This window comes from Paraburkholderia sp. UCT2 (genome assembly GCF_014397665.1).
Lineage (GTDB): Bacteria > Pseudomonadota > Gammaproteobacteria > Burkholderiales > Burkholderiaceae > Paraburkholderia > Paraburkholderia tuberum.
Window position 1 is genome coordinate 26239 of sequence record NZ_VZQO01000002.1, and the last position, 13836, is coordinate 40074.

Genomic DNA, 13836 nt, shown 5'->3' on the forward strand with positions numbered 1-13836 from the left:
AGTGGAAATCAGAAGGTGCTGAGCCGAACGGCGTCAGACCGTCATGATCTCGGCTTCTTTCGTTGTGACGAGCTTGTCGATTTCGGCGACGAACTTGTCCGTCAGCTTCTGGACGTCGTCACCGGCACGACGCTCGTCGTCTTCCGAGATTTCCTTGTCCTTGACGAGCTTCTTCAGTTGCTCGTTGGCGTCGCGGCGCAGGTTGCGCACGGCCACCTTGGCCGTTTCGGCTTCGCTGCGAACGACCTTGGTCAGCTCGCGGCGACGCTCTTCGGTCAACGCTGGCATCGGTACGCGGATCACATCGCCATGGGTAGCTGGGTTCAGACCGAGATCCGACTCGCGGATCGCCTTTTCGACGACCTGGACCATCTTCTTTTCCCACGGCTGCACGCCGATCGTGCGCGCGTCGATCAGCGTCAGGTTCGCGACCTGCGAAATCGGCACCGGCGAGCCATAGTAGTCGCACTGGATATGATCGAGCAGGCCCGTGTGCGCACGGCCCGTGCGGATCTTCGACAGGTCGTTCCTGAACGCGTCGATGGAGCGCTGCATCTTCTGTTCAGCGCCCTTCCTGATATCAGCCACAGACATTTTTAAACCTCCGAACCTTCAAAACGGTGCGAGCCGCCCGGCACGCGCGATGCAGCGGCCCGGGCTCGCGTCAAAGCCCACGTAATGTAAACGAAGTTTACACGTGGACGAGGGTGCCCTCGTCCTCGCCTAGCACGATGCGCTTGAGCGCACCGGGTTTGACGATCGAAAACACGCGGATCGGCAGCTTCTGGTCGCGGCACAGAGCGAAAGCCGTCGCGTCCATCACCTGCAGATTGCGGCCGATTGCCTCGTCGAAGCTGATCGTGCTGTAGCGGGTCGCGCTCGAATCCTTCTTCGGATCGGCCGAATAGACGCCGTCCACCTTGGTCGCCTTCAGCACCACTTCCGCGCCGATTTCCGCGCCGCGCAATGCAGCGGCCGTGTCGGTCGTGAAGAACGGGTTGCCGGTGCCGGCCGCGAAGATCACGACCTTGCCTTCCTCGAGCTGGCGGATCGCGCGGGGCCGGATGTACGGCTCGACGACCTGGTCCATGCGCAGCGCCGATTGCACGCGCGCCTCGATGCCGGCGTGACGCATCGCGTCCTGCAGCGCCAGCGCGTTCATCATCGTGGCGAGCATACCCATGTAGTCGGCCGTTGCGCGGTCCATACCCGCCGCACCGCCCGCGACGCCGCGAAAAATATTGCCGCCGCCGATCACCACGGCCAGTTGCGTTCCGAGACGGACCACTTCGGCCACGTCCGCCACCATTCGTTCGATGGTTCCGCGATTGATGCCGAAGGCATCGTCGCCCATCAGAGCTTCACCGGAGAGTTTGAGCAGGACGCGTTTATAGGCAGTGGGCATAGGGGTATCCAGATCGCGCAGAACAGGGCAACAACAAGGGACTAATGTAGGGGTGAAATGCTGATTCGGGCAAGCACCGCCAAATTGGCGAACCCTGAGGTTCGCCAGCGGCGGCCGCGCGGCGAGGGTCAACTCGTGCGCGGCCTTGCGGCGCTGCCGACCGCGGCGAGGTCTTGCCTCGCCGCGGGTCCAAACGGTACGGCGGTGAAGCTTGGGTAACGCTTATTGTTGCTTTGCAGCAGCGACCTGGGCGGCCACTTCCGCTGCGAAGTCGTCCTGCTTCTTCTCGATGCCTTCGCCGACCACGAACAGCGCGAACTTCTGCACGCTCGAGTTGCCCGCCTTCAGCATCTGCTCGATCGTCTGCTTGTCGTTCTTCACGAACGTCTGGTTCAGCAGCGACACTTCCTTCAGGTACTTCTGCACGCTGCCGTCGACCATCTTCGCGACGATTTCAGCCGGCTTGCCCGATTCGGCGGCCTTCTGTTCAGCGATGCTGCGTTCCTTGGCGATCAGGTCCGCCGGCACGTCGTCCGACGACAGCGAGACCGGCTTCATCGCAGCGATGTGCATCGCCACGTCCTTGCCGACCTGCTCGTCCGCGCCGGTGTACTCGACCAGCACGCCGATGCGCGTGCCGTGCAGGTACGCCGCCAGCTTGTTCGCGGTGTCGAAGCGCACGAAACGGCGAATCGACAGGTTTTCGCCGATCTTGCCGACCAGCGCGAGGCGCACTGCGTCGACGGTTTGGCCGTCGACCGGCAGGGCTGACAGCGCCGCAACGTCAGCCGGGTTTTGCGTCGCGACGAGTTCGGCGATCTGCTTCGAGAACGCGAGGAAGTCGTCGTTCTTCGAGACGAAGTCGGTTTCGCAGTTCAGCTCGACGAGCGAACCAGCGTTGCCGTTGATGAACGATGCGACGACGCCTTCGGCCGTCACGCGCGATGCCGCCTTGCTCGCCTTGTTGCCGAGCTTCACGCGCAGCAGTTCTTCAGCGCGCGCCAGATCGCCGTCGGCTTCCGTCAGCGCCTTCTTGCATTCCATCATCGGCGCGTCGGTCTTCGCGCGCAGTTCTGCAACCATGCTTGCGGTAATTGCCGCCATCATTTGCTCCTTGAGTTCTGTCTGTCACACGCCGCCCGCATTTCGATGCCGGCGACAGGAATTCGTTTCAGCGTTTTCGCGTATTTTTTGCGAGCGACGCGCCTCACGTCGCCCCGAGCACTCTGCCAGATGCCCGTTACAACAACTGTCATAGACGTCGCGACTTAAAAAAAGGGGGCCTGTAGAAAGCCCCCTTTTATGCCGGACACTGGGCAGCCTTACGCTTCCGGGTTGACCTCGACGAACTCGTCGCCGTCGCCGCCACGCGCAGCCTGGACCACTTCGTTGACCGCGTTGGCACGGCCTTCGAGGATCGCATCGGCCACGCCAGCCGCGTACAGGGCGACGGCCTTGCTGGCGTCGTCGTTACCCGGGATCACGTAGTCCACACCTTCCGGCGAGTGGTTCGTATCGACCACGGCGATGACCGGAATGCCGAGCTTGTTTGCTTCGGTCACGGCAATCTTGTGGTAGCCGACGTCAACCACGAAGATCGCGTCCGGAATGCCGCCCATGTCCTTCACGCCGCCGATCGACTTCTGCAGCTTGGCCATTTCACGTTCGAACAGAAGCGCTTCCTTCTTGCTCATGCGCTCGGTTTCACCGGCTTCCAGCGCCGCTTCCATGTCCTTCAGGCGCTTGATCGAAACCTTCAGCGTCTTGAAGTTGGTCAGCATGCCGCCGAGCCAGCGCGCGTTCACGAACGGCATACCAGCGCGCTGCGCTTCCTGGGCGATCGTGTCACGCGATTGACGCTTCGTACCGACGAACAGGATCGTGCCGCGGTTCGATGCCAGCTGACGCGCGTACTTCAGCGCGTCGTTGTACATCGGCAGCGTCTTTTCGAGGTTGATGATGTGAATCTTGTTGCGATGACCGAAAATGAAGGGGGCCATCTTCGGGTTCCAGAAGCGGGTCTGGTGACCGAAGTGGACACCTGCTTCCAGCATTTGACGCATCGTAACTGCCATGAAATTCTCCACGAGGGTTGGGTCTTAAACCGGCTGCCGTATCGGCCGCGCCCGCCTCTACCTTGGCTGGAACGCGACGACACCCTGGGTGCGCCGGCTTGCGAATTGGTTGCCTGACACGACTTTCTCTCACTCACGACACCCAACAACCGGAGTGCCGCGAGAAGCCGCTCCGCCCAGCTGCCATGCGCGAATTTGCGGACTCGCGAATAAAAGCGGACTAGGACCGACTTAGCCAAAGAGTATAGCACGCGACGACCGACCGACTCAACCAGCCCGACCAGCGGCCGATGACCCTACGCACGGGACCGCGCCGCTGGGCCCGAAGCCCGGCCTGGCGTCCTTTGGGCCGCCAATTAGCCGATTCTGGTCGCTTTTAGCCCATTGCCGGCCGATCCAGCGCAACGACCCGGCCCCCACTGCTGTAAAATGGCTCGATTCCGCCACGCGCGAGGGATCGTTAAGGATCGACCGGCATTCCGTGCCCGGCAGACGCCCCTCCGCCCGGCCACCGCAACACCCAGCAAGCCTTATCCAGCAAGGCTTCCGAGGAAACCATGGCTATCACCATCAAAAACGAAGACGATATCGCGAAGATGCGCGTCGCCTGCCGGCTCGCGAGCGAAGTGCTCGACTACATCACGCCGTTCGTCAAGGCCGGCGTCACCACTGGCGAGCTCGACCGTCTGTGTCACGAATACATGCTGAAGGACCAGGGCACGGTCCCCGCGCCGCTGAATTACCAGCCGCCCGGCTACCCGCCCTACCCGAAAGCCACCTGCATTTCCGTCAACGACGTGATCTGCCACGGCATTCCGGGCGACAAGGCGCTCAAAACCGGCGACGCGCTGAACATCGACGTCACCGTGATCAAGGACGGCTATTTCGGCGACACGAGCCGCATGTTCATCGTCGGCGAAGGGTCGATCATGGCAAAGCGCCTCGTGCAAGCCACTTTCGAATGCATGTGGCTCGGCATCGACCAGGTGCGACCCGGCGCGCACCTCGGCGACATCGGCTATGCGATCCAGAAGCACGCCGAAGGCCTCGGCTACAGCGTGGTGCGCGAATATTGCGGACACGGCATCGGCACCGTATTCCACGAAGATCCGCAGATCCTGCACTACGGTCGCCCCGGCACCGGGTTCGAACTGCAGGCCGGTATGATCTTCACGATCGAGCCGATGATCAACGCCGGCCGCCGTGACATCCGCACGATGCCCGACCAGTGGACCGTCAAGACCAAGGACCGCAGCCTGTCCGCGCAGTGGGAGCACACGGTGCTCGTCACCGAGACCGGCCACGACGTGCTGACCGTGTCGGCCGGCACGCCCGCGCGTCCGCCCGTGGTCGCGGCCACGGCCTGACCGATTCCGACCACACCGCCTTCCTGCCAATGAGTAGCGTTCCAGCCGTCGCCCCCTCCCATGCCTCGTCGCTCAAGGCGGACTACAAAGTGGCCAAAGCCCAGTTGCTGGAACGCTTCCGAACGGCCACCAACGTCGACGCGTTGATGGCCGCCCTCGCGCGCGCCACGGACCATTCGCTGCGCGCCGCCTGGGACACCTGCGAGCTGCCCGACGACCTCGCGCTGGTCGCGGTTGGCGGCTATGGGCGCGGCGAACTCGCGCCGCACTCCGACATCGACATCCTGGTGCTGTTGCCCGACGCGCGGCTCGAGCATCTGGACGCGCGCATCGAGCGCTTCATCAGCCTCGCGTGGGATCTCGGGCTGGAACTCGGCAGCAGCGTGCGCAGCGTGTCGCAATGCATCGAGGAAGCGGCCAACGACGTCACGGTGCGTACCTCGCTGCTGGAAGCGCGTCGCATCACCGGCAGCACCGCACTGTTCGACGATTTCGCCCGGCGCTACCGTGCGGCGCTCGACCCGAAGGCGTTCTTCCAGGCGAAGGTGCTCGAAATGCGCCAGCGTCACGCGAAGTTTCAGGACACGCCCTACGCGCTCGAGCCGAACATCAAGGAAAGCCCGGGCGGGCTGCGCGACCTGCAGCTGATCCTGTGGATCACACAGGCGGCCGGCTTCGGCAGCAGTTGGCGCGAACTCGAAGCGCGCGGACTCATCACCGAGCGCGAGGCGCGCGAGCTGCGCCACAACGAAGGCTTCCTGAAGTCGCTGCGTGCGCGGCTGCACGTGGTCGCCGGGCGCCGCCAGGACATCCTGGTGTTCGACCTGCAGACGCCGGTCGCGGAAAGCTTCGGCCTCAAGCCGACCGCGACCAAGCGCGCGAGCGAGCAGCTGATGCGCCGCTACTACTGGGCCGCGAAAGCGGTCACGCAACTCGCGACGATCCTGATCCAGAACATCGAGGCGCAGCTGTTTCCGAGCACGAGCGGCATCACGCGCGTGCTGTCGGATCGCTTCGTCGAAAAGCAGGGCATGCTCGAAATCGCCTCCGACGACGTGTTCCAGCGCGAGCCGAATGCGATCCTCGAGGCGTTCCTGCTATACGAGCGCACCCCCGGCGTGAAGGGACTGTCGGCGCGCACGCTGCGCGCGATCTACAACGCCCGCGACGTGATGGACCAGCACTGGCGGCGCGATCCGGAAAATCGCCGGCTCTTCATGGAAATCCTGAAGCAGCCGGCCGGTATCACGCATGCGTTCCGGTTGATGAACCAGACGAGCGTGCTCGGGCGTTATCTGCTGAACTTCCGGCGCATCGTCGGGCAGATGCAGCACGACCTGTACCACGTGTTCACGGTCGATCAGCACATCCTGATGGTGCTGCGCAATCTGCGCCGCTTCGCGGTCGCCGAGCATGCGCACGAATACCCGTTCTGCAGCCAGTTGATCGTCAACTTCGACCGGCCGTGGGTGCTGTACGTGGCCGCGCTGTTTCATGACATCGCGAAGGGCCGCGGCGGCGATCATTCCACGCTGGGCATGGCCGACGCACGGCGCTTCTGCCGCCAGCACGGCATCGAAGGCGAGGATGGCGAGCTGGTCGTGTGGCTCGTGCAGCAGCATCTGACGATGAGCCAGGTCGCGCAGAAGCAGGACACGAGCGACCCTGAAGTGATCAAGCGCTTCGCCGAGCTGGTCGGCACCGAGCGCCGCCTGACCGCGCTCTATCTGCTGACCGTCGCCGACATCCGCGGCACCAGCCCGAAGGTCTGGAACACGTGGAAAGGCAAGCTGCTCGAAGACCTCTACCGCACCACGCTCGCCGTGCTTGGCGGTGCCCAGCCGGACGAGCATTCCGAGCTGAAGTCGCGCCAGGAAGAGGCGCTCGCGCTGCTGCGTCTCGAAACCGTGCCGGAAGGCGCGCAACGGGCGCTGTGGGACAAGCTGGACGTCGGCTATTTCCTGCGCCACGACGCGGCGGATATCGCGTGGCAGACGCGCGTGCTGTACCGCCACGTCGAAACGCCGACGCCGCTCGTACGCGCGCGGCCGTCGCCGATCGGCGAGGCGCTGCAGGTGCTCGTCTACGTGAAGGACCAGCCCGATCTGTTCGCGGGCATCTGCGCGTATTTCGACCGCAACGGCCTGTCGGTGCTCGATGCGCGCGTCAGCACGACGCGCCACGGCTACGCGCTCGACAACTTCCTCGTCGCGCACACCGAAGAGGACGTGCACTATCGCGACATCGCCAATCTGGTCGAGCAGGAGCTGACCGCGCGCCTCGCGGGCCACGGCACCTTGCTGCCGGGACCGTCGAAGGGCCGGCTGTCACGGCTATCGCGCACCTTCCCCATTACGCCGCGCGTCGACCTGCGGGCCGATGAGCGCGGCCAATACTACATCCTGTCCGTGTCGGCGAACGACCGGCCGGGCCTTCTTTATTCGATCGCGCGCGTGCTGGCTGAGCACCGGGTCGGCGTCGCCTCGGCGCGGATCAATACGCTCGGCGAACGCGTCGAGGACGTGTTTCTGCTCGAAGGACACAGCCTGTCGGACAACCGCCTGCAAATTCAGGTCGAGACCGAACTACTGCGCGCGATCGCAATGTGAGATTTCATGCGAATCAAATTAACAGCGAAGCATCCGCGGCCGGCGGCGTCCGAACGCGCCCCTGTCCGCCCCGGCAGCGCGTCGGCGCGTAAGCCGACCCGTCCAGCGCGGCCGAAGCCATTCGAGGCCGGCGCGAAGCGCGAAGGCGCGGCATCGACGGGTGGTGGCGCGAAGCGGCCGGTCGGTGCGAAGCCGGCGGGCGCCGGTGCACGCGCGCCGCGTGCCGAAGGGTCGGGCGTGCGCGAACGGGGCGCGGCTGCCGCGGGCGCACCGCGCCGCTTCGAAGGTACGGCTCAGCGAGGCGAGCGCGGAGAACGCGCGCCGCGTCGCTTTGAGGGCGGCGCCGAGCGTGGCGAACGGGCGCCTCGGCGCGATTTCGGCGAACGGACTGAACGCGCGCCGCGTCGTCTCGAAGGCAGCGCTGAGCGTGGTGAACGCGGGCCTCGGCGCGATTTCGGCGAACGGACTGAACGCGCGCCGCGTCGTTTCGAAGGCAACGCTGAACGTGGCGAACGGGCGCCTCGACGCGAATTCGGCGAACGGACTGAACGCGCGCCGCGTCGTTTCGAAGGCAGCGCTGAGCGTGGTGAACGCGGGCCTCGGCGCGATTTCGGCGAACGGACTGAACGCGCGCCGCGTCGTTTCGAAGGCAACGCTGAACGTGGCGAACGGGCGCCTCGGCGCGATTTCGGCGAACGGACTGAACGCGCGCCGCGTCGTTTCGAAGGCAACGCTGAGCGTGGCGAACGCGCTCCTCGGCGCGATTTCGGCGAACGGACTGAACGCGCGCCGCGTCGTTTCGAAGGCAACGCTGAGCGTGGCGAACGCGCTCCTCGACGCGAATTCGGCGAACGGACTGAACGCGCGCCGCGTCGTTTCGAAGGCAGCGCTGAGCGTGGCGAACGCGCTCCTCGGCGCGAATTCGGCGAGCGTGCAGAACGCGCACCCCGTCGTTTCGAGGGCAATGCGGAGCGCGGTGAGCGCGCACCGGGCCGCGACGCCGGCGAACGCCGTCCGTTCAGCGGTCCGCGTCCAGGCACAGGCAGGCCCTCGGAAGGCGGCGCGCGTGGCGATCGTCCGGTGCGCCGGGAGCGCGAGGCCGCCGACCGTCCGCGCTTCGGTAGCGATCGCGGTGAGCCACAGGAGCGTCGCGGTGGCGATCGAGGCGCGCGCAGCGACAGCACCTCGCGCCGCTTCGAAAGCGAGCGTGGCGAGCGCAGCTTCGTGAAGCCGGCAAAAGGCGGCTACGGCGAACGCACCGAGCGTCGCGAGCGCCCTGCGCGCAGCGTCGACGACACGTTGCCGGCCGCGAACCGCCGCTTCGGCGACGACCGACCAGCCCGCGCCGCCAAGCCGCGAGCCTCGGCATCAGCAACCGCCCGCCCCGTCGACACCACCATCGACACCCCGCACCCGCCCCGCCGCGATCGCGAAGACGCGCCGGGCATGCTGCGTCTGTCGAAGCTGATGTCCAAGCTCGGCCTGTGCTCGCGTCGCGAGGCCGACGAATGGATCGAGAAAGGCTGGGTCATAGTCGACGGCGAGCGCGTCGATACGCTCGGCACGAAGGTGTTCCCGGATCAGCGCATCGACATCGACCCGGCCGCCGAAGCCTTTCAGTCGAGCCAGGTGACCGTGATCGTTCACAAGCCAGTCGGGCTCGTGTCGGGCCAGGCGGAGGACGGCTATCAGCCGGCCATCACGCTCGTCACGCCGGAGAATCGTTGGGAAGGCGACCGTTCGGGGATCCCCTTCTCGGCGTCGCATCTGCGCCAGCTCGCGCCGGCCGGGCGTCTCGACATCGATTCGACGGGCCTGCTCGTGCTGACGCAGGACGGCCGCATCGCGAAGCAACTGATCGGCGGTCACTCGGACGTGGACAAGGAGTATCTGGTGCGCGTCGCCTACGGCGATCACACGGTCGACGTCGAAAGCCATTTCCCGGCCGAAAAACTCGCGCTGCTGCGCCACGGCCTGTCGCTCGACGACGTCGCGCTGAAGCCCGCGCAGGTCAGCTGGCAGAACGGCGAGCAGCTGCGTTTCGTGCTGCGCGAAGGCAAGAAGCGTCAGATTCGCCGCATGTGCGAACTGGTCGGTCTCGAGGTGGTGGGCCTGAAGCGCGTTCGCATGGGCCAGGTGATGCTCGGCGCGCTGCCGCCGGGACAGTGGCGCTATCTGTCGGAAGACGAGTCGTTCTGAGGTCCGTCCAATGCGCCTCCTTGCTGAGAGCGGGCGCATCGGCACAACAAAAAACCCACGCACTTTGGCGTGGGTTTTTTGTTGGCGGCAGCTGTGTCAGTCGTCGCTATTCGTATCGAGATCCGGGAACAGGACCTCCGTAAAGCCGAACTTCGAGAAATCGGTAATCCGCATCGGATACAGCTTGCCGATCAGATGATCGCATTCGTGCTGCACAACCCGTGCGTGAAAACCCTCGGCGACCCGGTCGATCGGATTGCCGAACTGGTCGAAGCCGTGATAACGGATCATCGAAAACCGGCTCACCACGCCGCGCAGCCCCGGCACCGACAGGCAACCTTCCCAGCTTTCTTCCATGTCCTGCGAGACCGGCGTGACGGTCGGGTTGATCAGCACCGTTTCGGGCACCGGCGGCGCGTCCGGATAGCGCTCGTTCGAACCGAAGCCGAAGATCACCACCTGCAGATCGACGCCGATCTGCGGCGCGGCGAGACCCGCGCCGTTCGCCGCGTGCATGGTCTCGAACAGGTCTTCCACGAGCCGGTGCAGCTCGGGCGTGTCGAAGTGATCGACCGGCTCGGCGATTCGCAGCAGGCGCGGATCGCCCATCTTCAGAATGTCGTGAATCATCAGTGCCCCTCCAGCAGCTTGCGCATACCATCTTCGTCGAGTACGGGGATGCCGAGTTCCTCGGCCTTCGAAAGTTTGCTGCCCGCGTCGGCCCCCGCCACCACGTAACTGGTTTTCTTCGATACCGACCCCGCCACCTTCGCGCCGGCCGCCTCGAGCATTTCCTTCGCGTCCTCGCGCGACAGGTTTGGCAGCGTACCGGTCAGCACGACCGTCTGCCCGGCCAGCACGCCCTGCGGCGCCTTCGGCGCTGGCGGCCCCTCGGGCCACGTGACCTTGCCCGGCGCGCGCAGCTGTTCGATCACCGTGCGGTTGTGGTCCTCGGCGAAGAACTGGTGGATCGATTCGGCGACGACCGGCCCCACGTCGTTGACTTCGAGCAGTTCCTCCAGCGACGCATCCATGATCGGATCGAGCGAGCCGAAGTGCTTCGCGAGATCCTTCGCGGTCGATTCGCCGACATGGCGAATCCCCAATGCGTAGATAAAGCGCGCGAGCGACGTGTGCCTGGCCTTGTCGAGCGAGTCGAGCAGGTTCTGCGCGGACTTTTCGGCGAAGCGGTCGAGTTCCGCGAGCGTCGTGAAGCCGAGATTGAACAGATCGGCCGGCGTGCGCACCAGGTTCTGTTCGACCAGTTGATCGATGATCTTCTCGCCGAGGCCGTCGATATCGAGCGCGCGCCGCTGCGCGAAGTGCCACAACGCCTGCTTGCGCTGCGCCGGACAGAAGAGCCCGCCCGTGCAGCGCGCGATCGCCTCGTCGGGCAGCCGCTCGATCGCCGAACCGCACACCGGGCACTGCGTCGGCATCACGAACTCGCGCGCGTCGGCCGGACGACGCTCGAGCAGCGCGCTGACCACCTCCGGAATCACGTCGCCGGCGCGCCGCACGATCACCGTGTCACCGATGCGGATGTCCTTGCGGCGCACTTCATCCTCGTTGTGCAAGGTCGCGTTCGTGACCGTCGCGCCGCCGACGAACACCGGTTCCAGCCGCGCGACCGGCGTGATCGCGCCGGTGCGGCCGACCTGCACGTCGATCGCGACCAGCTTCGTCAGCGCTTCCTGCGCGGGGAATTTGTGCGCGAGCGCGAAGCGCGGCGCGCGCGACACGAAACCGAGCGCATCCTGCTCGTCGCGCCGGTTGACCTTATAGACCACGCCGTCGATGTCGTAGGGGAGCCTATCGCGTTTCTCGCCGACCGCGTGGAAGAAGCCGAGCAGGCCTTCGGCGCCCTGCACGACCGCACGCTCGCCATTGACCGGCAAGCCCATCTCCTTGTACCAGTCGAGCAGCTCGCTATGGGTGCCCGGCATCTCGATGCCTTCGAGCACGCCGATGCCATACGCGAAAAACGACAGCGGCCGCTGCGCGGTGATCTTCGAATCGAGCTGCCGCAAGCTGCCCGCCGCCGCGTTGCGCGGGTTCGCGAATTCGCGTTGTTCGGCGGCGCGCTGGCGTTCGTTCAGGCGCTCGAAATCGCGCTTGAACATCAGCACTTCGCCGCGCACGTCGAGCACGCGCGGCACGCGCTTACCCTTCAGCTTCAACGGAATCGAGCGGATCGTGCGGACGTTTTCGGTGACGTTCTCGCCGGTTGTGCCGTCACCGCGCGTGGAGGCCTGCACGAACACGCCGTCGGCGTAGCGCAGCGAGATCGCGAGGCCGTCGAATTTCAGCTCGGCCGCGTAGTCGACGGGAACCGGCGGCTCGCTCGCGTTGTTGCCGAGCGCGTCGCCGATGCGCTTGTCGAACGCGACGATGTCTTCGTCGGCGAAACCGTTGTTCAACGACAGCATCGGCAGATCGTGCACGACCGGCTCGAAACCGCTCGCGGCCTCGCCGCCGACGCGCTGCGTCGGCGAGTCCGGCACGATCAGATCGGGATGCTCGGCCTCGATGCGCTCCAGCTCCTTGAACAGCTTGTCGTACTCGGCGTCCGGCAGGTCCGGTTGATCGAGCACGTAATACGCGTAGTTCGCGCGTTCGAGTTCCGCGCGCAACCACACGGCCCGCTCGGCCGGAGCGCTGGTTGCGGAAGGAGGGACGGAGGATCGGGCCATGCTGTCGGAAGCTTCTCGAGAAGAAAGTCGGACATCGGATTATCGCAGGAAGCGTGCCCCTTTACATCGCTGAATCGGGGCGGGCCGCGCTGCGACGCAAGCCGGAAACGACGACGGCCGCACATCGTGCGGCCGTCGTCAAAACGCGTAGAACGCTGCAAAAGGCTTACTGGCTGAACAGGCGCCGCGTGGCCGGAGAACCCGCCGGAATACCCGCCTGTTCGAGCTTCGCGTACAGCGTCATCAACTGTTTTTCGATCGCGAGCAGCGCGCTTTCCGGCAGCGGCCGGCGACCGTCGTCGACCACGCGTCCGCCGATGCGCTCGGCCAGCGACTTCGCGTAATCGCACATCAGCCGGAACGGCAGGATGTCTTCGTCGGCGACCGGCACGTCGAGCACCAGCGTGATCATCTCGCCGCCTTTGTACGTGAGGTCGTCGCGCAGGAAGTTGGTGTCGCCGAACTGCAGCATGAACACCGGGCTTTGCCGCGAGTCGAGCTTGACGAAGCGCGTGCCGTCGCGCGACAGCAGCAGACCGTCCTGCGATGCGACCGCCTGCACGTAGTTGGCCGACCACGGCGCGCCGTCCGACAGCACGTTGATCGACAACTGCGCGTCGCACTGGGCGGCAAAGCCGTCGAGCTCGCGCGCCATCGCGACGGTTTCGAGCATGTCGGGGAATTCCGGCGCCGCGTCGAGCGCATCGGCGAACTGCTGTACGCCGGTCACGAACTCGGAAAATTCGAGCTCGTTCAGCGCGCCGCTACGGTTCGCGAGCTGCGCGGCCGCGCGTAGCTCTTCATAGCGCGTGCCGTTCTGCAGCAGCTCCCACGAGCCGCCGCCTTCGGGTTTGCCTTCGATGTGCACGGGCTTGCTGCCCGCGCGACGCAAGCGCTGCGCGAGCGGAAGCACCTTGTCGCCGGCCACGGGGCCGTTCAGCCGGATCGGCACGATACAGTCGATGCGCCGATCGACGATCGCGGGCGGCGCCGACGAAATCGTCGTGGCGGCCGGCAGGATCGGTTCGACCCGCTCGTGCCCGGCGGACGCGGGCTGGGCCGCGGGCGCTTCAGCCGTGGGCCGCTTCGCGTGCGCGCCCGGCGCCGCCGCATGTTCGCCTTCGCCCACGGTATCGGCGTCCGCCGATGGATAACCGTTCGGCGACGTCATCTCGGCCTGGATATCGGCCGGTGTATCGAGCGGTGCGGCGCCCGCGCCGAACGTCGGCTCGACGCGCGCCGCGCTCGGGTCCGCGGCCGCCTCGGCGCTCACGCTCGGCTCGCGCCGCGTGGTCGGCCGGGCCGGCTCGATGAACGGGCTCTGCTCTTCATGCTCGTCCCGCGCAAAGCTCTCGGCGGTGTCGGCCGGCATCGGCCGCGGCATCTTGCGGCGCACCTTCGCGCCCTGCCACGCGTTGTACACGACCACGCCCCCCACCACCACGGCACCCGCGCCGATCAAACCGAGTGTCAACTCGTCCATGCATG

10 protein-coding genes are annotated in these 13836 nt (G+C 65.8%); 3 read left to right on the top strand and 7 right to left on the bottom strand.

Annotated features, from left to right (window positions below):
• Positions 1-33: 33 nt before the first annotated feature.
• From frr to rpsB, 4 genes are all read right to left on the bottom strand, one after another.
• Complete coding sequence (frr, locus tag F6X39_RS01850; RefSeq protein ID WP_090800586.1) at positions 34-594, bottom strand: ribosome recycling factor; 561 nt, start codon at positions 592-594, stop codon at positions 34-36.
• A 97-nt stretch (positions 595-691) separates the two neighbouring features.
• Positions 692-1405, bottom strand: a complete 714-nt coding sequence (gene pyrH, locus F6X39_RS01855; RefSeq protein WP_090800588.1) for a UMP kinase — start codon at positions 1403-1405, stop codon at positions 692-694.
• 222 nt (positions 1406-1627) lie between these two features.
• Entirely contained in the window at positions 1628-2509 is an 882-nt protein-coding gene (gene tsf, locus F6X39_RS01860) for a translation elongation factor Ts (protein WP_187615370.1), read from the bottom strand.
• Between the two features lie 218 nt (positions 2510-2727).
• Positions 2728-3480, bottom strand: coding sequence for a 30S ribosomal protein S2 (gene rpsB, locus F6X39_RS01865; RefSeq protein ID WP_013089705.1), 753 nt, complete (start codon positions 3478-3480; stop codon positions 2728-2730).
• A 557-nt stretch (positions 3481-4037) separates the two neighbouring features.
• Between rpsB and map the strand changes: the two genes are divergently transcribed.
• The 3 genes from map to F6X39_RS37505 are packed head-to-tail and all read left to right on the top strand — an operon-like array spanning position 4038 to position 9655.
• Positions 4038-4847: a type I methionyl aminopeptidase gene (map, locus tag F6X39_RS01870; RefSeq protein ID WP_187615371.1), complete on the top strand. Its 810-nt coding sequence runs from the start codon at positions 4038-4040 to the stop codon at positions 4845-4847.
• A gap of 29 nt (positions 4848-4876) precedes the next feature.
• Positions 4877-7456: a [protein-PII] uridylyltransferase gene (locus F6X39_RS01875; protein WP_187615374.1), complete on the top strand. Its 2580-nt coding sequence runs from the start codon at positions 4877-4879 to the stop codon at positions 7454-7456.
• Positions 7457-7462: 6 nt separating this feature from the next.
• The gene (locus F6X39_RS37505) at positions 7463-9655 is read left to right on the top strand and encodes a pseudouridine synthase (RefSeq protein ID WP_187615375.1); all 2193 of its coding nucleotides are present in this window, start codon (positions 7463-7465) and stop codon (positions 9653-9655) included.
• 96 nt (positions 9656-9751) lie between these two features.
• Here the strand turns inward: F6X39_RS37505 and def are convergent, their stop codons facing one another.
• The 3 genes from def to F6X39_RS01895 all read right to left on the bottom strand — a co-directional run bounded on the left by def (position 9752) and on the right by F6X39_RS01895 (position 13831).
• On the bottom strand, positions 9752-10285 hold the full coding sequence (def, locus tag F6X39_RS01885; protein WP_184022632.1) for a peptide deformylase: 534 nt from the start codon (positions 10283-10285) through the stop codon (positions 9752-9754).
• Entirely contained in the window at positions 10285-12348 is a 2064-nt protein-coding gene (gene ligA, locus F6X39_RS01890) for an NAD-dependent DNA ligase LigA (protein ID WP_187615377.1), read from the bottom strand. The genes def and ligA overlap by 1 nt, the downstream gene beginning before the upstream one ends.
• A 166-nt stretch (positions 12349-12514) precedes the next feature.
• The gene (locus F6X39_RS01895; protein WP_187615379.1) at positions 12515-13831 is read right to left on the bottom strand and encodes a cell division protein ZipA C-terminal FtsZ-binding domain-containing protein; all 1317 of its coding nucleotides are present in this window, start codon (positions 13829-13831) and stop codon (positions 12515-12517) included.
• Positions 13832-13836 lie beyond the last annotated feature (5 nt).

Excerpts from the sequence above, each read along its gene's own strand:
- frr (WP_090800586.1), bottom strand. The coding sequence starts at position 594 with ATGTCTGTGGCTGATATCAGGAAGGGCGCTGAACAGAAGATGCAGCGC.
- pyrH (WP_090800588.1), bottom strand. The coding sequence starts at position 1,405 with ATGCCCACTGCCTATAAACGCGTCCTGCTCAAACTCTCCGGTGAAGCT.
- tsf (WP_187615370.1), bottom strand. The coding sequence starts at position 2,509 with ATGGCGGCAATTACCGCAAGCATGGTTGCAGAACTGCGCGCGAAGACC.
- rpsB (WP_013089705.1), bottom strand. The coding sequence starts at position 3,480 with ATGGCAGTTACGATGCGTCAAATGCTGGAAGCAGGTGTCCACTTCGGT.
- map (WP_187615371.1), top strand. The coding sequence starts at position 4,038 with ATGGCTATCACCATCAAAAACGAAGACGATATCGCGAAGATGCGCGTC.
- F6X39_RS01875 (WP_187615374.1), top strand. The coding sequence starts at position 4,877 with ATGAGTAGCGTTCCAGCCGTCGCCCCCTCCCATGCCTCGTCGCTCAAG.
- F6X39_RS37505 (WP_187615375.1), top strand. The coding sequence starts at position 7,463 with ATGCGAATCAAATTAACAGCGAAGCATCCGCGGCCGGCGGCGTCCGAA.
- def (WP_184022632.1), bottom strand. The coding sequence starts at position 10,285 with ATGATTCACGACATTCTGAAGATGGGCGATCCGCGCCTGCTGCGAATC.
- ligA (WP_187615377.1), bottom strand. The coding sequence starts at position 12,348 with ATGGCCCGATCCTCCGTCCCTCCTTCCGCAACCAGCGCTCCGGCCGAG.
- F6X39_RS01895 (WP_187615379.1), bottom strand. The coding sequence starts at position 13,831 with ATGGACGAGTTGACACTCGGTTTGATCGGCGCGGGTGCCGTGGTGGTG.